Origin of the sequence: Lachnoanaerobaculum saburreum DSM 3986 (assembly GCF_000185385.1) — a bacterium.
GTDB lineage: Bacteria > Bacillota > Clostridia > Lachnospirales > Lachnospiraceae > Lachnoanaerobaculum > Lachnoanaerobaculum saburreum.
In genome coordinates this window covers 2,635,811-2,657,026 of the sequence record NZ_GL622296.1, presented here as the reverse complement: position 1 = coordinate 2,657,026, position 21,216 = coordinate 2,635,811, and the positions used below count along the sequence as shown (strand labels likewise).

At 38.3% G+C, this 21,216-nt stretch carries 19 protein-coding genes; 12 read left to right on the top strand and 7 right to left on the bottom strand.

All coding sequences use genetic code 11. The features are described from left to right. The 7 genes from HMPREF0381_RS15935 to HMPREF0381_RS12255 form a co-directional block, all read left to right on the top strand. The coding region (locus tag HMPREF0381_RS15935) for a zinc ribbon domain-containing protein (protein ID WP_154647128.1) at positions 1-105 on the top strand (105 nt) is incomplete at its 5' end. Between the two features lie 145 nt (positions 106-250). Next, positions 251-1,036, top strand: a complete 786-nt coding sequence (locus tag HMPREF0381_RS12280) for a glycosyl hydrolase family 65 protein (protein WP_008752314.1) — start codon at positions 251-253, stop codon at positions 1,034-1,036. Positions 1,037-1,058: 22 nt separating this feature from the next. Next, positions 1,059-1,706 carry a beta-phosphoglucomutase gene (gene pgmB, locus HMPREF0381_RS12275; protein WP_008752313.1) on the top strand — a complete coding sequence of 216 codons (648 nt, stop codon included), beginning with the start codon at positions 1,059-1,061 and terminating at the stop codon, positions 1,704-1,706. Between the two features lie 104 nt (positions 1,707-1,810). Further along, entirely contained in the window at positions 1,811-4,216 is a 2,406-nt protein-coding gene (locus tag HMPREF0381_RS12270; protein WP_008752312.1) for a glycoside hydrolase family 31 protein, read from the top strand. Between the two features lie 198 nt (positions 4,217-4,414). Next, positions 4,415-4,768, top strand: a complete 354-nt coding sequence (locus tag HMPREF0381_RS12265; RefSeq protein ID WP_008752310.1) for an arsenate reductase family protein — start codon at positions 4,415-4,417, stop codon at positions 4,766-4,768. 171 nt (positions 4,769-4,939) lie between these two features. Then, on the top strand, positions 4,940-5,854 hold the full coding sequence (locus HMPREF0381_RS12260; protein ID WP_008752309.1) for a dihydrodipicolinate synthase family protein: 915 nt from the start codon (positions 4,940-4,942) through the stop codon (positions 5,852-5,854). Then, complete coding sequence (locus tag HMPREF0381_RS12255; protein WP_008752308.1) at positions 5,851-6,801, top strand: ROK family protein; 951 nt, start codon at positions 5,851-5,853, stop codon at positions 6,799-6,801. The genes HMPREF0381_RS12260 and HMPREF0381_RS12255 overlap by 4 nt, the downstream gene beginning before the upstream one ends. Before the next feature lie 59 nt (positions 6,802-6,860). On the opposite strand, the gene HMPREF0381_RS12250 is transcribed toward HMPREF0381_RS12255, so the two are convergent. Next, entirely contained in the window at positions 6,861-8,225 is a 1,365-nt protein-coding gene (locus tag HMPREF0381_RS12250; RefSeq protein ID WP_008752307.1) for a TrpB-like pyridoxal phosphate-dependent enzyme, read from the bottom strand. Positions 8,226-8,448: 223 nt separating this feature from the next. Between HMPREF0381_RS12250 and HMPREF0381_RS12245 the strand changes: the two genes are divergently transcribed. The 5 genes from HMPREF0381_RS12245 to HMPREF0381_RS12225 all read left to right on the top strand — a co-directional run bounded on the left by HMPREF0381_RS12245 (position 8,449) and on the right by HMPREF0381_RS12225 (position 13,868). After that, the gene (locus tag HMPREF0381_RS12245) at positions 8,449-9,306 is read left to right on the top strand and encodes an AraC family transcriptional regulator (protein ID WP_008752306.1); all 858 of its coding nucleotides are present in this window, start codon (positions 8,449-8,451) and stop codon (positions 9,304-9,306) included. Positions 9,307-9,607: 301 nt separating this feature from the next. Further along, complete coding sequence (locus tag HMPREF0381_RS12240; protein WP_040461442.1) at positions 9,608-10,957, top strand: ABC transporter substrate-binding protein; 1,350 nt, start codon at positions 9,608-9,610, stop codon at positions 10,955-10,957. A gap of 59 nt (positions 10,958-11,016) precedes the next feature. Beyond that, positions 11,017-11,904 carry a carbohydrate ABC transporter permease gene (locus tag HMPREF0381_RS12235; RefSeq protein ID WP_008752304.1) on the top strand — a complete coding sequence of 296 codons (888 nt, stop codon included), beginning with the start codon at positions 11,017-11,019 and terminating at the stop codon, positions 11,902-11,904. A gap of 2 nt (positions 11,905-11,906) precedes the next feature. Beyond that, positions 11,907-12,740 (top strand): carbohydrate ABC transporter permease, encoded by an 834-nt coding sequence (locus HMPREF0381_RS12230; protein ID WP_008752303.1) that lies wholly within the window; start codon positions 11,907-11,909, stop codon positions 12,738-12,740. A 21-nt stretch (positions 12,741-12,761) separates the two neighbouring features. Beyond that, positions 12,762-13,868: a Gfo/Idh/MocA family protein gene (locus HMPREF0381_RS12225; RefSeq protein ID WP_008752302.1), complete on the top strand. Its 1,107-nt coding sequence runs from the start codon at positions 12,762-12,764 to the stop codon at positions 13,866-13,868. Between the two features lie 99 nt (positions 13,869-13,967). Here the strand turns inward: HMPREF0381_RS12225 and HMPREF0381_RS12220 are convergent, their stop codons facing one another. From HMPREF0381_RS12220 to HMPREF0381_RS12195, 6 genes are all read right to left on the bottom strand, one after another. After that, on the bottom strand, positions 13,968-15,299 hold the full coding sequence (locus tag HMPREF0381_RS12220; RefSeq protein WP_008752301.1) for a uracil-xanthine permease family protein: 1,332 nt from the start codon (positions 15,297-15,299) through the stop codon (positions 13,968-13,970). A 14-nt stretch (positions 15,300-15,313) separates the two neighbouring features. Continuing rightward, positions 15,314-16,261 carry a carbamate kinase gene (arcC, locus tag HMPREF0381_RS12215; protein ID WP_008752300.1) on the bottom strand — a complete coding sequence of 316 codons (948 nt, stop codon included), beginning with the start codon at positions 16,259-16,261 and terminating at the stop codon, positions 15,314-15,316. A gap of 137 nt (positions 16,262-16,398) precedes the next feature. Further along, the gene (gene ygeW, locus HMPREF0381_RS12210; protein ID WP_008752299.1) at positions 16,399-17,595 is read right to left on the bottom strand and encodes a knotted carbamoyltransferase YgeW; all 1,197 of its coding nucleotides are present in this window, start codon (positions 17,593-17,595) and stop codon (positions 16,399-16,401) included. A 129-nt stretch (positions 17,596-17,724) separates the two neighbouring features. Further along, on the bottom strand, positions 17,725-19,053 hold the full coding sequence (locus HMPREF0381_RS12205) for a YgeY family selenium metabolism-linked hydrolase (RefSeq protein WP_008752298.1): 1,329 nt from the start codon (positions 19,051-19,053) through the stop codon (positions 17,725-17,727). 35 nt (positions 19,054-19,088) lie between these two features. Continuing rightward, positions 19,089-20,282, bottom strand: coding sequence for a diaminopropionate ammonia-lyase (dpaL, locus tag HMPREF0381_RS12200; protein WP_008752297.1), 1,194 nt, complete (start codon positions 20,280-20,282; stop codon positions 19,089-19,091). A 38-nt stretch (positions 20,283-20,320) separates the two neighbouring features. Further along, the gene (locus HMPREF0381_RS12195) at positions 20,321-20,983 is read right to left on the bottom strand and encodes a helix-turn-helix transcriptional regulator (protein WP_008752296.1); all 663 of its coding nucleotides are present in this window, start codon (positions 20,981-20,983) and stop codon (positions 20,321-20,323) included. Positions 20,984-21,216: the final 233 nt, after the last annotated feature.

The window sequence follows — 21,216 nt, the reverse complement described above, 5'->3', positions numbered from 1 at the left end:
CTAAAAGTAAGAGATTGGATATGTCCTTTCTGCAATACAAAACACGATAGAGATATCAATGCAGCAAAAAATATATTGGCAGAAGGTTTAAGACAAGTAGTATAAGAAAAATGATAGGGCAGGGACTGCCCGAATTAACGCCTGTGGAGATAGTAGGTTACGAGGTCAGCGAAGCAGGAAGCCCACAGGCTTTAGACTATGGGTAGTTCACAATACAGAATATAGCGAGCTTTTTAAAAGCAGCGAATACGTGTGGAAAGAGTATTTAAAAAAGAGTGAGATCATTGTAGGAACTGATGATAAATATGTAAAAACCGCAATCAACTTTGCACTTTATCACTTAAGGATTATGGTAAAGGCTGATGATAACAGGGTGGGAATAGGTGCAAAAGCTCTAAGCGGAGAGGGGTATAAGGGGCATTCTTTCCGGGATACCGAGCTTTTTATACTTCTTAAAAAGCTCGATATAAGTAAATATAAAAACTCTGATGAAGTACTTGGTATCTACAATGATTATAATACAAAGCAACTTAATGAATATATGGTTTCAAAGCAGTCGGATACTGTTATGCTTTTATATCTGTTTAGAGATTTATTTGATTATGAAACAAGAAAAAAGAATTTTGTATTTTATGAGGATAAGACCTTACATGATTCATCATTAAGCAAGTCTACACATGCTGTTTTGGCTAATGAATTTAAATTTGAGGAAATGGCATATAAGCTGTTTAAGGGTGCAATAAGTGTGGATTTGGGACCTAATATGAAGTCATCGGATGAGGGAATACATAGTGCTTCCATAGGCGGTATCTGGGCAATATATGTATTAGGATTCGGAGGTGTAAATATTGATAAAAACGGACTGAGTATAAATCCCCGCCTGCCAAAGGAATGGAGCTTTTTAGAGTTTCCACTGATATATAAGGGAAGCAGCTTAAGAGTAAGAATAGAAAAGGATAATAAGGTCAGTGTAGAAAAACTTCAAGGAAACAGCGTGGAAATTTATATAAAAGGAGAAAAACAGCTCATCAAATAAGTGGGTTGTGTGAATAAAAGTAATGGAAAATAGAAGATTTAAGGGAATTATATTTGATTTGGACGGTGTTATTTGTCATACGGATAAATATCACTATATGGCATGGAAAAATCTGGCAGACAGTATAGGAATATATTTTGATGAGCAAATAAATAACAGGCTCAGGGGAGTGAGCCGTATGGAGAGTTTGGAAATTATACTTGAAAGATCGGATAAGGCATACAGCGATAAAGAAAAAGAAGAGTTTGCAAATAAAAAAAATGAGATGTATAAAGAGCTGTTAAATAAGATGAGTGAAAATGATCTGGATAAAAAGGTGAAGGAAACTCTGGATATGTTAAAAGAAAGGGGCTATAAAACGGCTATAGCCTCATCCAGTAAAAATGCAAGACTTATATTGTCAAAATTAAATCTTATAGATTTTTTTGATATTATTGTAGACGGAAATGATATAAAATATTCAAAACCCGATAAGGAAGTGTTTGAAAAGGCGGGGATAGGTCTTGGGCTTTTGAGTGATGAATGTCTGGTTGTGGAGGATGCCGCATCAGGTGTGGAGGGAGCAAAAAGAGCCGGAATGGAGGTTGCAGGAATATGTGATGCAAAAAATATCAGTGATGTGACTTTTCATTTGGAAAGCTTTGAGGATTTACAAAAGTATTGCAGATAGTGTGGTATTTCATTAGAAGCTACAGGGCAGAGGATTGTTTGCCTGATTATAATAAGGAAAAATATTACAATATATGCCTCATTTAAAAAAGGAGTAAAATTAGTATGGCAGATAGAAAAACGGCGGAAACTTCAATAATTAAAGGAAAAAATTATCGTATCAGCATACTTACAGACAGGCTTATAAGACTTGAGTACAGTAAAAAAAATGTATTTGTCGATGAAGAGACGGCAGCTGTAACAAACAGAAATTTCCCTGAAGTAAAATTTGATGTTTTGGACAGTGAAGACAGGCTTGTAATAGTTACAGAATATTTGAGAATTATATATGATAAAAAAGAGTTTTCGGGGGAAGGCTTAAGAATAAATGTAAGCGGAAACTATGGAACCACCTCAAGTGTATGGCATTATGGGGATAAGAATGAGAGCTTAAAGGGAACAACGAGAACTCTTGATAATATTGACGGTGAGACGGAGCTTTCCGAGGGAATTGTTTCAAGAAAAATGTGGTCTGTAGTGGATGACAGCAATTCCATGCTTATAACAAAAGACGGTTTTAAGCTAAGAGAGGATAGAGAGTCTGTTGATTTATATTTCTTTGGCTACGGCATGGATTTCTTAACGGCGATTAGGGATTTTTATACTCTGAGCGGCGCACTTCCGCTACTGCCAAGATTTACACTTGGAAACTGGTGGAGCAGATATTATAAATATACACAGAAGTCCTATCTGGAACTTATGGAAAGATTTAGGAGAGAAGAAATACCTTTCAGCGTTGCGGTAATAGATATGGACTGGCATTTGACTGAGGTGGAAGAAAGGTTCGGTACCGGATGGACAGGATATACATGGAATAAGGAGTTGTTTCCAAGCCCTGAAGAGTTTTTAGGGGAGCTGCATAAGGGAGGATATAGAGTTCTTTTAAATGTACATCCGGCAGATGGAATAAGGGCATATGAAGATTGCTATGATGAATTGGCAAAGTTTATGGGCGTAGATACTAAAAAGGAAGAACCGGTACTTTTTGATATAGCAGATGAAAAGTTTAGAGAGGGATATTTTAAATATGTGCATCATCCGCTGGAAAAACAGGGTGTGGACTATTGGTGGATAGATTGGCAACAGGGTGAAAACTCAGGGCATAAGGGATTGGATCCTTTATGGCTTTTAAATTATTTTCATTATAAGGACTCTGCTAAAAGAGAGTCCGGCAGAGGTCTGATACTGTCAAGATATGCCGGCGTGGGAAGTCATAAATATCCTATAGGCTTTTCGGGAGATACCATTATTACATGGGAAAGTCTTGATTTTCAGCCATATTTTACAGCTACCGCATCCAATATAGGATATGCTTGGTGGAGCCATGATATCGGTGGACATATGAACGGTATCAGGGATGATGAGATGTTTGTCAGATGGGTGCAGTTTGGTGTATTCTCACCTATAATGAGATTACACAGCACCTGCAATGAATTTTCGGGAAAGGAACCCTGGAAGTATAATTTAATAGCTGAGAATATAGTAAAAAGATATTTGAGACTTCGCCATAGATTTATACCATATCTTTATACAATGAACAGGAGAGCTCATGTGGATAAGCTGCCGCTTATACTGCCTCTTTATTATTATGAGCCCGTAAATGATAAGGTCTATGATTATAAAAACGAATATTATTTTGGAAATGACCTGATAGTATGCCCCGTAACCGTAAAGATTGATAAAAAGAGCGGATTGTCAAAGACAAAGATTTGGCTGCCTGAGGGTAACTGGTTTGATATATTTACCGGAGTAAAGTATAGTGGAAATCGTGAACTTGAAATATACAGGGATTTGGAGGATATAGCGGTATTTGCAAGAGAGGGAAGTATATTGCCGCTTGCCACAGATAGCTATACAAATGATATAAAAGCTCCTTCAGAGCTTGATTTACATATTTTTACCGGCAAAGCCGGAGAGTTTACTCTTGCAGAGGATGAAAAGGAATTTACTGATTTTATTGAAAGTGACTGGGCATATACAAGATATGAAAACTGTGGAGTAAAAATATCGGATACAAATGATAAGAACTTAAGCTATTTATTTAAAATCCATCCGCAGGAGGGAAATGCTTTAGCGGCACCGCCAAAAAGGAAGTATAATTTGTATTTCCACGGTATAGGAAATGCGACCAATATAAATATTTTCTCGGATAAAAAGCCTGCAATACCGGTTGATACTGAATATGATAAAATGAATAATACTTTAATTATCAGATTACCGTATATCTCTGTGGCATCTGCCCTAGATGTGGAAGTTGAAACAGAGAGTTGCAGTTTATATGACAGCATACAAGGCAGGATATTTAATATTCTTAACAATGCACAAATAGAATATGATTTAAAGACAAAGGTGATGGAGGCGGTACGAAAGTATGATTCTACAAACTCCGGCAAGGTAATCGGTGAAATCTACAGTGTATGTGAGAATGAATATGTCAAGGGGGCTATAATAGAGCTGCTTTCGGCAAGGTAAAATATAGATTTAATAGATTTATAGTAACAGTTCGGCATTAAAGGGCTGAACTGTTTTTCTATTGTTTCAATTATTTCAGATATTTTGTATAATATATACTATCTTGGTATGTATGCCATATAGAATCATTTTGATATATAAAATAAGGTATACTTTGATTTTTGTAAACAGTAAAAGATTAGATAATAAGGAGGCTTTATGAAAGTATTTCATTATCCCAAATGTTCCACATGTGTAAAGGCAAGGAAGTGGTTAAGAGACAGGAATATTGATTTTGTGGAGAAAAATATAGTGGAGGAGACTCCAAGTGTGGAGGAGTTAAAGAAGGTTTTGGAGTATTCGGGACTACCGATAAAAAAGCTCTTTAATACAAGCGGTATGCTGTATAGGGAGATGAATATAAAAGAAAAAATGGATAAGATGAGTGATGATGAAAAGCTTTCCCTGCTTTCAGAAAACGGAATGCTTGTAAAAAGGCCTATAGTTTTGGGAGATAAATTTGCTTTGGTGGGATTTAAAGAAAGTGAGTGGCAAGCGGTGTTGGGCAAATGATTTTCAATAAATTGATTTAGCAGAGTTTAATAAAAGTTGTAAAATATAGAAAGTTATGAAAGTACTTTCAAAATTAATTTTAATATTGAAAATTATTTCAATGAGTGATATCCTTAGCCTACAATAATAGATATTGATTGCTTTTGCAATCCTTTACTTTAAGGAGGAACTATGAGGAATTTAGATAAATACAGGGGTGTTATACCTGCATTTTATGCTTGCTATGATGATAAGGGAGAAATCAGTTCAGAGAGGGTAAGGGCTCTTACAGAATACTTTGTTGACAAGAAAGTAAGAGGTGTTTATGTCAACGGTTCTTCAGTCGAGTGTATATATCAAAGTGTGGAAGACAGAAAAGTTGTTCTTGAAAATGTAATGAAGGTTAAGGGAAATCTTACTGTAATAAATCATATCGCTTGTAATAACACAAAGGACGGTATGGAACTGGCGGCTCATGCAGAGAGGCTTGGTGTAGATGCTATAGCTTCAATTCCGCCCATATATTTTAAACTTCCTGAGTATGCTGTTGCACAGTACTGGAATGATTACAGCAGTGCGGCTCCAAATACAGATTTTATTATCTATAATATCCCACAGCTTGCAGGAGTTGCCCTAAGCAGAGGACTGTATACAAAGATGCGTGAGAATAAGAATGTTATAGGTGTAAAGAATTCATCTATGCCCACATATGATATACAGGGTTTTGTAAGAGACGGAGGAGAGGATTATATTGTATTTAACGGTCCTGACGAGCAGTTTGTTTCAGGCAGAGCAGCAGGTGCAAAAGCAGGTATCGGTGGAACATATGGTGCTATGCCTGAGCTTTTTATTGCAATGGATGAGAGTATCAATAGTGGCGATATTAAGAGAGCCGGTGAAATACAGTATTATGTCAATGATATAATTGAAAAGCTTACCTCAGGTCATGGAAATATGTATGCTATGATAAAGGAAGTGCTTAGAATCAATGAAGGCCTTGATATAGGCAGCGTAAGAAAACCTTTGGTCGGACTTAACAGTGATGACAAAGAGATTGCAAAAGCGGCCGCAAAGATGATTGTTGATGCTAAAAAGAAATTTCTATGATGAATAAAGTATATTTAGGTATTGATATAGGTGGAACTGCGGCAAAGTTCGGACTTGTGGATGAGGATGGCAATATACTTCACAGGAGTGAGTTCTCGGTATCCTTTGACGGATATGAAACACCTATACTGAAAACGGTTTTGAAAAAAACAGAATATTTTGTGGCTTCAGGTGGTCTTAGTTTCAGAGATATATCAGGAATCGGAGTATCAGCGACAGGACAGATAGATTCGTTAAACGGTGAGGTTATCGGAAGTGCCGGACATATCAAAAACTGGGTAGGTTCAAAGATAAAGGAAAGTTTTGAAAAGAAATATTCTATAAAAACCGTTGTTATAAATGATGCAAACAGTGCCGCTTTGGGTGAGAAATGGATAGGAGCGGGAAAAGGCTATAAGGATATAGTTGCTGTCACTATCGGCACGGGAGTAGGCGGAGGTATCATAGTTAATGATAAGATTCTGCTTGGAAGAAGAGGTCTGGCAGGAGAGGTTGGACATATAGTAATACATGGAGACGGTATGGAGTGTTCATGTGGCAATGTGGGCTGTCTTGAAAAGTATGCTTCCATGACTGCACTTGTAAGAAGGGTCTCCGCCTTGCAAAAGAAAAATCCGTCACATTTTCCAAAAGATTTTGCAGAAAATATCAATGGAAGAAAGATATTTGATTCTCTTTCAGGGAACAATCTGCTAAAAGAGGCAGTGGAGAGTTGGATTGATGATATTTCTTTGGGAATAATATCTCTTGTACATATATTTAATCCGGAACTGGTGATAATAGGCGGCGGAGTAAGTTCCAGAAAAGAGTTTATAAAAAGTTTGAGCGAAAAGGTGCATTCAAAGTTGATGCCCAGATTTGCACAAGGACTTGAAATACTGCCTGCAAAGTTGGGTAATGATGCAGGACTTGCAGGTGCAATATATTATTTAATAGAGAATGAATAAAAATACAGGTTGTCATACCGAATCGGTGTGGCAACCTGTACTTTATTATATTATAAAAATTATTCTACTTTCGGCAGCATATCGGCATATTTTTTTAGTTCCTCATCACTTGGTACATTATCATCCATTTTTCCGTCATGGAATTTTTCGTAAGCAACCATATCAAAATATCCTGTACCGGTAAGACCGAATACAATAGTCTTTTCCTCACCGCTTTCTTTACATTTTTTGGCTTCTTCTATGGCCGCATATATAGCATGTGAGCTCTCGGGAGCAGGTAGAATACCCTCAATTCTTGCAAAATACTCAGCAGCTTTAAATACATCGGTCTGATTTACGCAAGTAGCTTCCATATAGCCGTCATGATAGAGCTGTGAAAGTGTGGAGCTCATTCCATGATATCTAAGACCGCCTGCATGGTTTGGAGACGGAATAAAATCACTGCCAAGAGTATACATCTTTGCAAGAGGAGTCATCATACCTGTATCGCAGAAGTCATAGGCAAATGTACCTCTTGTAAAGCTTGGGCATGATGCAGGCTCTATGGCAATTATTCTTACATCACTTTCGCCTCTTAGCTTTTCACCCATAAAAGGAGATATAAGGCCGCCAAGATTTGAGCCTCCGCCTGCACATCCTATTATAATATCAGGCTTGATATTATATTTATCAAGTGCCGCCTTGGTTTCAAGACCTATAACGGATTGATGCAGTAAAACCTGATTTAACACACTTCCAAGAACATATCGGTATCCTTTAGAAGTGGTGGCTTTTTCTACAGCCTCCGATATTGCACATCCAAGACTTCCTGTAGTGCCGGGATGTTTTTTGAGTATTCTTCTTCCCACTTCTGTTTCCATTGACGGTGATGGCGTGACAGTTGCACCATATGTTCTCATGACCTCACGCCTGAAGGGTTTTTGCTCATAAGATACCTTAACCATATATACTTTACAATCAAGCCCGAAGTATGCACATGCCATAGAAAGAGCGGTGCCCCACTGTCCTGCACCGGTCTCGGTAGTAACACCTTTTAATCCCTGCTCCTTTGCATAGTAGGCTTGTGCTATAGCTGAATTCAGTTTATGGCTTCCGCTGGTATTGTTTCCTTCAAATTTGTAATATATCTTTGCAGGCGTACCGAGTTTCTTTTCAAGGCAGTATGCTCTGACAAGAGGAGCAGGTCTGTACATTCTGTAAAATGATCTGATCTCTTCCGGTATCTCAAAAAATGCAGTGGTATCGTCAAGCTCCTGCTTAACAAGTTCATCACAGAATACATGTGACAACTCGTCAAATGTAACAGGTTTATGTGTTCCGGGGTTTAAAAGCGGAGCCGGCTTGTTCTTCATATCAGCCCTCATATTATACCAGTATTTCGGCATCTCATTTTCTTCTAAATAAATCTTATAAGGTATTTCCATACAATCTCCTTTCAAACAGATAATGCTGTCAGCAATACTACGGTAAAGTATACATTGATATGGTATTTAAGTCCAGTGTGGAATAAATAATTTATTGAAATCAACGGTATACAGGTGTGTATTTTATGCTTTAGAACAAGGTATATCAGTTATATTTTCATTGAATGAAATAAGGATATTTTATATAATATAGTCAAAGAATGATGAACGAGGGTGACAGCAAATGTTTGACAATATAAGATTTAATTTTTTATACATTGATACATATTCTTTCGGCAAGAATTGGGTATATCCGGAAAGCATAGTGCCATATAATATGCTGAGATATATAGAGTTTGGAAGTGGAACATTTTTTATAGATGATGAAGAATTTGTTGTCAGTAAATCTCAAATAGTCTATATTCCAAAGGGAAGCAAACTTTCATGTTATACAACAAGTGATAATTTTTCATTTACAAGTATCAGATTTACAAATTCGGTATATTTTGAAGGTGGAGATTTTTTAAAGGACTATTATGGCATATCAAATGTAATGGAGGGTATAGATGAAAAGGTTTACTTTGAAAAAATATATCATTATATAAAAGAAGAGGATCCTGCAAGGATGTTTTTTGTCAGAGGCTATATGGAACTTTTGATAGGTAGTTTGATAAAGAAGTCAAATATAATGCATCCCGACCATGCCCTGAAGTTAATGAAATCGGAGGAATATACATCTGAAAATCTGGTAAATCGTATAAAAAAAGCAACTGCCAAGATAGACGGCAGAATACAAGTGGTATTGGATTATGTAATACTGCATCCGTCGGAGGAATATACTCCGCAAAGTCTTGCAAATATGGCAGGGCTTAGTAAGCAAAGGTTCAGTGCTTTGTTTAAGGAACAGGTCGGTAAGTCACCAATGGTATATATAAAGGATTTAAAGTTGACTACGGCTGCAAGAAAATTGTTGGTAAACAACGCACCTATAAGTGATATTGCATATGGTGTAGGATATAAGGACCCGAATTACTTTATAAGAGAATTTAAAGTGGCATTCGGTTATACTCCAAGGCAATACAGATTGGCGGCAAAGGAATAAATTTTTGAGTGTGTAGTGCTATTTATAGGTGTAAAACACAATATAATTTATATAAAAACAGATATTTTGAGGTTTATTTTATCTGAAATATCTGTTTTATTTTTATATTTAAATAGTATAAGATATTTTATATTCATATTGATAAGATTGTAACACAAGCATATTATGCTATATTTAAGTCTATACTTTATAGAATTAGTATAAAAAATATACTATAATATCATCATCAGAAACATTTATCACAAATGAGCGTATATTAATTTTAAATTGTGGTAATAACATAATTTTTATGGAGGGAATAATGAAGAAAAGATTTTTAAGCGGTTTATTGACGGCAGTACTGGTTGCATCAACACTGGTTGGTTGTGGCGGTCAGCAAGGTACAAAATCAAACGGGTCAGATGCCGGCAGTCAAGAGGCTAAGGAGTTGGACGGTGAGATTACATTCTGGCATTCTTTTACACAGGGGCCGAGATTAGAGGTTATACAAAAAGCGGCGGATAATTTTATGCAGGAGAATCCTAAGGTTAAAATTAATATCGAGACCTTCTCATGGGGAGATTTCTATACCAAATGGACTACAGGACTTGCATCGGGAAATGTTCCGGATATGAGTACGGCATTACCAAGTCATGTTGTTGAGATGATGGACTCTGAGGCGATAATTCCGGTGGATGATCTTATAGATGATATCGGAAGGGACAGGTTTGCAAAGACTGCACTTTCCGAGGGTGAGAAGGACGGGAAATGTTACTCGATACCTCTGTATTCACATGCACAGGTTATGTGGTATAGAAAAGATTTACTTGAGGCTGCCAATCTTGAAGTTCCAAAGACATGGGATGAATTTGCAACAGCCGCAAAAGCTCTTACAAAGGACGGGGTATACGGATGTTCTTTCCCATGTGGATCTAATGATTTGATGGCTACAAGATTTTTAAACTTCTATGTACGCAGTGCAGGCGGCAGCCTTTTAACAGATGATTTAAAGGCAAATCTCACAAGCAAAGAAGCTATAGACGGAATAAATTTCTGGTTGGATATATATAAAAACTGTTCACCTAAGGATTCTGTAAACTATGCGGTACTTGATCAGGCAAATTTATATTATCAAGGAAAGACGGCATTTGATTTCAACAGCGGTTTTCAGATTTCAGGTGTAAAGACAAACTCCCCTGACTTGATTGACCAGATTTCATGTGCTCCTCTACCTAAGATAAAGGTTGACGACCCTGATTACGGTGCTGAAACTTCCAATATTCCTATGGTGGTATGGGCTAATTCAAAACATCCTGAAATATGCAAGGCATTTATGAAAACTTTATATGACACAGATACATATACAGAATTTTTGGCTGCAACACCGGTCGGAATGCTTCCGGCAATAACAGGTATCTCGGATACGGAAAAATATAAGTCTAATGAAACAATTCAGAAGTTTGCAAGTGAAGAAAAGATTATTGAAGATGCGGTACAAAGAGGTACGGCGATAGGATTTGAACATGGACCAAGTGTGCAGGCAGGTCTTTTAACATCACAGGGCATAATAGAAGGAATGTTCCAAGACATTATAACAAACGGTACAGATGTTAAAACAGCGGCTAAAGCTGCCGAAGATAAGCTGAATGAGATATTTGCCTCAGTTCAATAGTGATTTGAATGCCCCGTTTGGAAAAATGGGGCATTTGTTAAAGAAAGGAGGAAAACTTAGTGAAAGATAAAATTAAATCCAATTACTCAAGATGGCTGTTTGTACTGCCGGCCTTAATAATTGTCGGAGCATTACTTATTTATCCGATTTTTTCAAGTACATATTTCAGCTTAACAACAAAACATCTGACTAAACCAAGTTATAAATTTGTGTGGTTTAAAAATTATATTTCAATACTTTCAGATGTGGGCTTTTATAAAGCATTTGCTATTTCAATACTGTGGACAATATGTTCTTTATTAGGTCAGATAGTTATAGGATTCAGTGCCGCACTGGCATTGCATAGGGTAAAATATTTCAAAGGTGTTTATAGAATTTTACTTATTATTCCATGGGCATTCCCGTCAATAGTTATAGCACTTGCATGGAAGTGGATTCTAAACGGTGTATCAGGTTTTATTCCGAATTTACTTGTAAATATGGGTTTGGCATCAGGTTTGCCACAGTTTTTAAGTGACGGAAGCTTGGTATTCGGAACTCTTATATTTATAAATATATGGTTCGGTGCACCGATGATAATGGTAAATGTATTATCTGCGCTTCAAACCATACCTACAGATCAGTATGAGGCGGCACAGATTGACGGAGCAAGTAAATTGCAGCAGTTTAGACATATCACATTGCCGCATATTAAGGTGGTGGTCGGACTGTTGGTTGTTCTTAGAACTATTTGGGTATTCAACAACTTTGATTTGATATATCTGATAACAGGAGGCGGACCTGCAAATGCAACCACAACAGTTCCTATATACGCCTACAATATGGGCTGGGGTACAAAACTTTTAGGAAAATCATCAGCAGTAACAATGCTGTTACTTATATTTTTACTTATTGTTTGTACATTGTATTTTAAAGTGATAGACAGATGGGAAAAGGAGGATAAGTGATAATGGGAAAAGTTAAAGAAAAAATCGGAAGTTTATGTTGTCACACATATCTTATTATACTGTCTGTTGTAGCTTTGTTTCCATTGGTATGGGTAATACTTTCATCAGTAAAGGGATCAGGGGAGTTGACATCAAATCCTACATCTTTTTTACCTAAGGAATTTACTTTTATCAATTATAAGAATGTAATAGATAATTTAGGATTTACTGTAAATATTGGAAACAGCTTGATTATTGCTTTGATTACAACTGTTATTGCTATAACGGTATCTTCAATGGCGGCGTACGGAATCGTGAGATTCTTTCCAAGATTTGGAAATATTATGTCAAGAGTTTTGGTTACTACATATATGTTTCCGCCTATACTGCTTGCAATCCCTTATTCTTTGGTAATGGCAAAGCTTGGACTTACAAATACAAGAGTGGGACTTATAATAGTATATTTGTCATTCAGTGTCCCATACGCGGTATGGATGCTTGTAGGATTTTTCAAAACAGTTCCGATAGGAATAGAAGAGGCGGCAAGGGTTGACGGAGCAAATAAGCTTGTTACATTTGTAAGAATAGTGCTGCCTCTTGTAGCCCCCGGAATAGTGGCTACAGCAATATATACATTTATCAATGCATGGAATGAATTTTTATATTCTTTGATTTTGATAAACAGTACAGATTTGATGACAGTTTCAGTAGCCTTGAAGTCATTACAGGGAGCTGAAATTCTTGATTGGGGAAGTATGATGGCGGCATCTACAATAGTTGTTATTCCATCTGTGATATTCTTTACATTTATACAAAGATATATTGCAGGCGGTATGACGGAAGGTTCAGTAAAATAAATTTGGAGGATTAGTAAGATAATGGACAGAATAGGTTATGCAATTGTAGGAACAGGATATTTCGGCGCGGAACTTGGCAGAATAATGAATGAACAGGAAAATGCAAAAGTGGTTGCGGTTCTTGACCCTGATAATGCAACAGAGATTGCAAAAGAGTTAAACTGTGATGTTGAGACGGATTTGGATAAACTATACAGCAGAAGTGATGTTGATGCGGTTATTGTGGCATCACCGAATTATTTACATAAGGAGCCTGTAATAAAGGCTGCAAAACATGGTGTTCATGTGTTCTGCGAAAAGCCTATTGCGCTTTCTTACAGTGATTGTGATGAGATGGTAAGAACTTGTGAGGAGCATGGTGTAAGATTTATGGCAGGTCATGTTATGAATTTTTTCAAAGGTGTAAGGCATGCCAAGAAACTTATCAATGAAGGTGTTATCGGAGATGTGCTTTACTGTCATTGTGCAAGAAACGGATGGGAAGAGCCGCAGGAGAGTATAAGCTGGAAGAAAATACGTGAAAAATCCGGAGGACATCTATATCATCATATACATGAGCTTGATTGTATACAGTTTATAATGGGTGAACCTGAGACTGTGACAATGATAGGCGGAAATGTTGCACATCAGGGTGAAGAATTCGGTGATGAAGATGATATGCTTTTTATAAGTCTTGAGTTTCCGAATAAGAGGTTTGCATTACTTGAGTACGGTTCGGCATTCCATTGGCCACAGCATTATGTGCTTATACAGGGCAGTAAGGGTGCTATAAAGATTGATATGTATGATTGTGGAGGCACACTAAGAGTAGGAGATAAAGAAGAGCATTTTCTCGTGCATGAGACTAAGGAAGAGGATGATGATCGTACAAGAATCTATCATGGAACCGAGATGGACGGAGCTATAATGTATGGAAAACCCGGTAAAAAGCCTCCTATGTGGCTTCACAGCATTATGAAAAATGAGATGAAGTTCTTTAATGATGTAATGCATGGAGCCAAGGTCAGTGAGGAGTTTATGCCGCTTCTTACAGGAAAAGCTGCAAGAGCCGCAATAGCTACCGCAGATGCACTTACACTGTCACTTAATGAAGACAGAAAGGTAAAATTATCAGAGATTAAAAATTAGATTTGTATAGCTATACAAATACTGATTTTTATATAAACTTCATATTCCAAAATAGGGGCTGTCGCATGCGACAGCCCCTACTACATTTTATTTAAGATATTATTTTTTGTCCTTTGACTTTGGAAGTACTACATTCAATAGTACAGCCATGATAGTTGCAACAACTACAGGGCTCTTACCGAAGATAGTTGTGAATTCTTTCGGGAATGCTGCAAGTGCACCCTGTGCCTGTGAAATACCTACACCGAGAGCTACTGAAAGTCCGACAATAGATGTGTTTCTAAAGTCCATCTTTTCTGTGAAGATAAGTTTCACACCTGTCATTGCTATTGAAGCAAATACCGATATTGTAGCACCGCCAAGTACACACAGCGGAATAGTGGTAAGAAGTGCGGAGAACTTAGGTATAAGACCTGCTACAAGTATTATGATACCTGCAAGTCCAAGTACCGCTCGGTTTATAACCTTTGTTGTAGTTACAATACCTACATTTTGTGAGAATGTAGCTGTAGGAAGTCCTCCAAGTACGGCACCGATGATATTTGATATACCATATCCTATAATACCGCTTCTAAGCTCATCACCTGTAGGAAGTCTGTCCATAGCACCGCTTGTGGTAGCAGATAAGTCACCGATAGCCTGAATAGAGTTGATAGCAAACAAAAGTCCGATTGCTATACAAGCTGCCGTGTCAAACTTTACACCGAAGTGAAGTACCTGAGGCAGTGAGAATATACCTGCACTTGCTACAGATGAGAAGCTGACCATGCCAAGTACCAGTGCCAGAATATAACCGCAAATCATTGCTACCAATATAGAAGCAAGCTTTAAGATACCGGTAGCAAAGTTATTGAGTATTATAACAATAATAAGTGTAAAAATAGCCACTCCCCAGTTCTTTACAGAACCGTAGTCATCCTTTCCAAGACCGCCTGCCATATAGTTTACGGCAACAGAGTAAAGTGAAAGACCTATAGTAAATACTACGGTACCTGTTACAAGCGGTGGGAAAAGCTTCTGAATTTTCTTAACAGAGAGGCCTACAAGTATTGCAACAACACCGCCGACTATCTGGGCACCAAGTATTGCAGCTACACCTGAAGTTCCTGCAATATCCTGCATAGTAGGAACGTAAGCGAAGCTTATTCCCATGATAACAGGAAGTTTTGCACCGATTCTGAATGTCTTTGTACCTATACCGAACAGCTGTAAAAGTGTAGATAATGCGGCAACTACTAAAGCTGCCTGAACCATAAGTACTCTGTCAGGATCTGAAAGCTTTGCAACATTTGCTACTATAATAGCAGGTGTAATACAGCCTACAATCATTGCCACAACGTGCTGAAGTGCAAGCGGAAGAGCTTCTGAAAATTTTGGAAATCCATCCATTTCAAATATTGAAGCATACTGCTTTGTTGTTTGATTGCTCATAATATTTCTCCTTATCAATCAACAATTTTTGTGCCGGTCTTGCCGTTGATGGCATCTTTAGCCTTCTCAAGCAATGTTATCATAGCAGTCTTATTTTCGCCTGATGAAGCGAAGTCTACTGCGGCGAGTACCTTAGGGAGCATTGATCCCGGAGCGAACTCACCGTCATCAGCATACTTTAGAGCTTCTTTTGTGCTTAGCTTATCAAGCCATTTTTCATTTTCTGTGCCGTAGCCTATAGCAACCTTTTCTACAGCGGTAAGGATGATAAGAGTATCTGCACCTACATTCTTTGCAAGAAGAGCGGCAGCAGCGTCCTTATCTATTACTGCAGGTACACCTGCAAGATGCTTACCGTTTGAAATAACAGGGATTCCGCCACCGCCGCAACAGATAACAACCTGTCCGTCATCAGCCATAGACTTAATAGCTGAAAGCTCTATGATTTCCTTCGGAGCGGGGGAAGCAACAACTCTTCTGTAACCTCTGCCTGCATCTTCTTTTACAATCCAGCCTCTGCTGCCGGCAGCGGCAAGAGCTTCATCCTTGCCCATAAACTTACCGATTGGTTTTGAAGGGTTCTCAAATGCCTTATCATTTTCATCAACTCTTATCTGAGTTACTACTGTGGCAATAGGTGGAACCTCAAGATTTCTGTTTAAAAACTCTTCATGAAGAGCATTCTGAATATCATATCCTATATAAGCCTGACTCATTGCAACACATACTGACAGCGGAGTAGGATCGGAATCTGTAGAATGAGCATACTCCGTCATAGCATTGTTGATTACACCGACCTGTGGACCGTTACCATGAACGATTAAAACCTCATGTCCTTCTTCAATTAAATCTACGATAGCCTTTGCAGTTGTCTTTACAGCCACCATTTGCTCTTTTAAATTATTTCCCAAAGCGTTACCGCCAAGAGCTATTACTATCTTGCTTTTAAATGTCTTAGTCATAAAATCTCCCCTTATATGTTTATTAGGAAATATCAAAAAAGACAGGACTTCTGACCTGCCTTTTAAAATTATAGGCAGCAGTGAAATGTTTGATTATATTTACTACTGCCACTAGAATCAAAATTCTGTAATATGAATTATTCTGAAAGAATTCTGTCCTGTCCACGAGCCTCAAGTTTCTCAAGAACCTTAGCAGGATCTTTGAATTTCTCAAGAAGGATCATAGCAGCGATAACGTATGGCTTGAAGCTTGCTTCTTTATAAAGAGGATCTCTGTATCTGTCAAATACTGAACCGTCAACCTCACCTTCCTCGCAAGAAACACCTGTAATATCGGCAGGCAGGCAGTGAAGATAAAGAGCCTTACCGTCCTTTGTAAGCTTCATCATTTCTTCTGTACATGCCCAATCCTTATGCTCTGCATTCTGAGCCAAAAGCTCCTTCTCAAGCTTCTTGATTCCCTCAGAATCACCCTCTGCATAAAGGTTTGTTCTCTTCTCCATAGCTGCAAACGGTGCCCATGACTTTGGATAAACGATATCTGCATCCTTGAAAGCTTCCTTCATATCATTTGTAACGGTGAACTTACCGCCACACTCGGCTGCCTGCTTCTCTGCCTGCTCTACAACCTTAGGCATTACCTCATAACCCTCCGGATGAGCTAAAACAACATCCATACCGAGTCTTGTGAACAGACCGATAACACCCTGCGGAACTGAGAGAGGCTTGCCGTAAGACGGTGAATAAGCCCAGCTCATAGCAATCTTCTTACCCTTAAGATTCTCAATACCGCCAAACTCATGGATTACATGAAGAGCATCAGCCATACACTGTGTAGGGTGATCAATATCACACTGAAGGTTTACAAGAGTAGGTCTCTGCTCCAAAACTCCGTCCTTATATCCTGCCTCAACCGAGTCGGCAACTTCATGCATATATGCATTACCCTTACCGATATACATATCATCTCTGATACCGATAACATCAGCCATAAAAGAGATCATGTTGGCTGTCTCACGAACAGTCTCACCATGAGCTATCTGTGACTTACCCTCATCAAGATCCTGAACCTCAAGTCCTAAAAGGTTACAAGCTGAAGCAAAAGAGAATCTGGTTCTTGTAGAATTATCACGGAAAAGTGAAATTCCAAGGCCTGAATCAAATACCTTTGTAGAGATGTTTCTCTGTCTTAAATCACGAAGAGCATCTGCAACTGTCCATACAGCATTAAGCTCATCATCTGTCTTCTCCCATGTAAGGAAGAAATCATTTTGATACATATCCTGTGTCTTTAGGCCTTTTAACTTTTCAACTAAATTCTTGAAATTTGACATTTTTTTAAACTCCTTATTTCTAAAAGCAATGCTTTAGTTTTTATAATATACAATTTTTTACAATCTCCGATTAAGCCTTACAGCCGTATGAGATTAAAAAACCTCTTAAAATATATAATCTATATAAAATTAATCACAGTAGTAAGCAGGAAGTGCCGCATAGAAAGCTGCACAAGTTACCAAGTCTTTCTTCCATGTGATCTCATTCGGTGCATGAGCCTGTGCCTCGGCACCCGGTCCGAATCCGATTACAGGAATACCGTTTCTACCCATTATAGAAACACCGTTTGTAGAGAATGTCCACTTGTCAAGAAGCGGTCTGACCTCACGCTCTGCAAGAGTTTTCTTTGAACCGATTCTCTTATCGCCGAAGAGGTCCTTATAAGCCGCTACAGCACTTGTACAAACTTTGTGATCCTCAGGAAGTACCCAAGTAGGGAAGTAGCACTCGATAGGATATACAACACCTGTAAATGAAGGTCTGTCATAGTTATACATACTTACAACTACATCATCACCGTACTTCTTAACAGCAGGAAGTTGTCTGATCTCCTCAAGACATGATTCCCAAGTCTCACCTACAGTCATTCTTCTGTCAAGAGATACTGCACAAGAGTCGGCTACCGCACAACGAGATGGAGATGTGAAGAAGATCTGTGAAGCTGTTACAGTTCCTCTGCCAAGGAATCTTGCTTCTTTCCACTGATCGTTGTACTTAGGATTAAGCATCTTTACAAGTCCTCTGATTTCTGTAGACTCCGCATCACCGTTGTTGTTAAGTGCACGAACATCTCTTAAGATATCAGCCATTTTGTAGATAGCATTGTCACCTCTGTCAGGAGCGGAACCATGGCAGGAAACACCCTTAACATCAATTCTGATCTCCATACGACCTCTTTGTCCTCTGTAAAGACCGCCGTCTGTAGGCTCTGAAGATACAACGAACTCAGGTCTGATCTTATCCTCATGGTAGATATACTCCCAGCAAAGACCGTCACAGTCCTCTTCCTGAACGGTACCGACAACCATTACACGATACTTATCGTTAAGAAGTCCGAGATCCTTCATGATCTTTGCGGCATATACTGCTGAAACTGTTCCGCCAAGCTGATCTGAAACACCACGACCGCCGATTTCTTCATCATCTTCAAATCCCTCATATGGATCGAAGTTCCAGTTATCTCTGTTTCCGATACCTACTGTATCGATATGTCCGTCAAAAGCGATAAGAGTCTTGCCTGATCCCATGAATCCCATAACGTTTCCCTGCGGATCCACCTTAACCTCATCAAAGCCGACCTTTTCCATCTCAGCCTTGATAGTAGCAACGTGAGCAGCCTCGTCAGATGACTCGCCCGGATTGGCAACTATAGCACGAAGGAAAGCTGTCATATCAGCCTTATAACCTTCAGCCAAAGATTTAATCTTTTCCAACTCTTCTTTTGATAATTTACCCATTGTATTGTTCCTCCTTAAAAAATATCAACTATATCTTATCTTTCCTTAGCTTCCCAGATAATATTTCTCCAACGCTGCGGATCGGTGTCGCCCTCGGTTGAGAAAAGTAATACCTTGGAATCTTTAGTTAAGTTTAGTTTCTCTCTAAGTTCCTTGTAATCATCATTAGTCATGATAGTAGCAAGTGCACCGAAAGGTGCAGCTCCCGACTCACCTGAAAGTACCTGAGGATCACCCTTTAGCGGAGCATTAAGCATACGCATACCTCTTGCTGCCACTTCATCTTCGGCAGCTATAAAGCATGTTACATGGTTCTTTAAAATATCCCAGGATGTGATATTCGGCTCACCGCATGCAAGACCTGCCATGATTGTATCCATATCTCCGTCAACTATTCTTATCTTGCCGTCAGCCGCAACAGCACCCTTATACAGACATGCGGCAGCCTCAGCTTCAACAACTACCATAATCGGCGGATTGTCTTTATATTTGTTTGCAAAGTATCCGACCATTGCACCTGCAAGTGAACCCACACCTGCCTGAACAAATACATGTGTCGGTCTGTCGGCAAACTGTGCATCGGCCTCAAGAGCCATAGTACCGTAACCTTGCATTATCCATGAAGGTATCTTCTCATAACCTTCCCATGCTGTATCCTGAACTACAACACCATGCTCAACTTTAGCGGCAAGCTTTGCAGCCTCACGAACACATTCATCATAGTTTACATCAGAAATCCATGAATCCGCACCTTCAGCCTTTATATTATTAAGTCTTGTCTGAGTAGAACCCTTCGGCATAATGATTACTGATTTTTGATGCAATTTGTTTGCTGCCCAAGCCACTCCGCGACCATGGTTACCGTCTGTAGCAGAGAAGAATGTAGCAGGTTTGAATTTCTTTGCAAACTCTTCAGATGTAAGAACGGAATAAGGTAATTCCGATACATCCACGTTCATTTCATCAGCTATATATTTAGCAATTGCATAAGAACCGCCAAGAACCTTGAACGCATTTAAACCGAATCTGTAAGACTCATCCTTAACCTTAACCTCTCCTAAACCTAAGAACTTAGCCATCTCCTTTAAATCGGCCAAAGGTGTTTCAGTATACTGTGGAAAACTTTCATGGAAAGTTTTAGCCTTTTTCACCTCGTCAACCGACATTATCGGAAGATTTGCATCATCTGTTTTGGGCATGCTGTTGATAACCCATTTTAGTTGTGACATGAAATTTTAAACCTCCTAAAATTGTTAAGCCAAATGCTTTATTCATCCACTGCTTTTGCCTGATCAATATAGCTATACAGTGTAAACTTACTGATTCCAAAAAACTGAGAAATCTTATCGCCCGATCTGGTGATAAGAAAGGCACCGGCATTTTGTAAAAATCTTATTGCCTTAACCTTTTCATCTTTTGTCATAAGAGCAGGCGTTTTTCCCACAAGCTTTACGCTTTGTTCAATCAGATTGTCAAGAAGATCATTCACACTAAGCGGAATCTGACCGTAAATATCTTCATCGGTAGTTTCAATATTTTCCACTATATTTGAAAGTGCCGATTGTGCATTGATGAAATCGGTCATATCATGGTTTATACCGAGTATGAATCTGTACTTACCCGTTTCATCTTTTAGAAAGATAGTGGAAGATTTTAAGATTCTGCCGTCTGAAGTATGTGTCCTGTAGCCAAGGTGATCACTGACATTCTCACCTTTTTTTAATGCTTCAAGTGTCTCCAAAACTATCTTTGAAGCACCGTCGCCAAGCTTTCTTCCGGATACATGACCGTTGATAATGTAGCAAATAGTGTGTTCCAGGTCATTAGCTTGTAAATCATGAATACATACTTCACAATCACTGCCAAAATGTCGGGCTATTCCATGTGCAATCATTATCAAAGATTCTAAAGTCAAATCATCCCTTTTCATAAAATCACTATCGCTACTCCTTTCTTATTCTATTTATATACGCCTGTATATACCTAAATTTTTTTTAGGTATATATAATATAGCACTTTAATCAGAGTAAATCAATAGATATCTAAAAAATTTTTAGGTGGACAAAAATATTATAAGAATAAATAGAAATACTTTATTTTAAGAAGTTTTAAACAATGAATGATGTACTTTTATATTGTGCATCATAGAATATTTAATATATA

Bases quoted from the DNA above. Each gene is read 5' to 3' on its own strand.
- pgmB (WP_008752313.1), top strand. From the start codon at position 1,059: ATGGAAAATAGAAGATTTAAGGGAATTATATTTGATTTGGACGGTGTT.
- HMPREF0381_RS12270 (WP_008752312.1), top strand. From the start codon at position 1,811: ATGGCAGATAGAAAAACGGCGGAAACTTCAATAATTAAAGGAAAAAAT.
- HMPREF0381_RS12265 (WP_008752310.1), top strand. From the start codon at position 4,415: ATGAAAGTATTTCATTATCCCAAATGTTCCACATGTGTAAAGGCAAGG.
- HMPREF0381_RS12260 (WP_008752309.1), top strand. From the start codon at position 4,940: ATGAGGAATTTAGATAAATACAGGGGTGTTATACCTGCATTTTATGCT.
- HMPREF0381_RS12255 (WP_008752308.1), top strand. From the start codon at position 5,851: ATGATGAATAAAGTATATTTAGGTATTGATATAGGTGGAACTGCGGCA.
- HMPREF0381_RS12250 (WP_008752307.1), bottom strand. From the start codon at position 8,225: ATGGAAATACCTTATAAGATTTATTTAGAAGAAAATGAGATGCCGAAA.
- HMPREF0381_RS12245 (WP_008752306.1), top strand. From the start codon at position 8,449: ATGTTTGACAATATAAGATTTAATTTTTTATACATTGATACATATTCT.
- HMPREF0381_RS12240 (WP_040461442.1), top strand. From the start codon at position 9,608: ATGAAGAAAAGATTTTTAAGCGGTTTATTGACGGCAGTACTGGTTGCA.
- HMPREF0381_RS12230 (WP_008752303.1), top strand. From the start codon at position 11,907: ATGGGAAAAGTTAAAGAAAAAATCGGAAGTTTATGTTGTCACACATAT.
- HMPREF0381_RS12225 (WP_008752302.1), top strand. From the start codon at position 12,762: ATGGACAGAATAGGTTATGCAATTGTAGGAACAGGATATTTCGGCGCG.
- HMPREF0381_RS12220 (WP_008752301.1), bottom strand. From the start codon at position 15,299: ATGAGCAATCAAACAACAAAGCAGTATGCTTCAATATTTGAAATGGAT.
- arcC (WP_008752300.1), bottom strand. From the start codon at position 16,261: ATGACTAAGACATTTAAAAGCAAGATAGTAATAGCTCTTGGCGGTAAC.
- ygeW (WP_008752299.1), bottom strand. From the start codon at position 17,595: ATGTCAAATTTCAAGAATTTAGTTGAAAAGTTAAAAGGCCTAAAGACA.
- HMPREF0381_RS12205 (WP_008752298.1), bottom strand. From the start codon at position 19,053: ATGGGTAAATTATCAAAAGAAGAGTTGGAAAAGATTAAATCTTTGGCT.
- dpaL (WP_008752297.1), bottom strand. From the start codon at position 20,282: ATGTCACAACTAAAATGGGTTATCAACAGCATGCCCAAAACAGATGAT.
- HMPREF0381_RS12195 (WP_008752296.1), bottom strand. From the start codon at position 20,983: ATGAAAAGGGATGATTTGACTTTAGAATCTTTGATAATGATTGCACAT.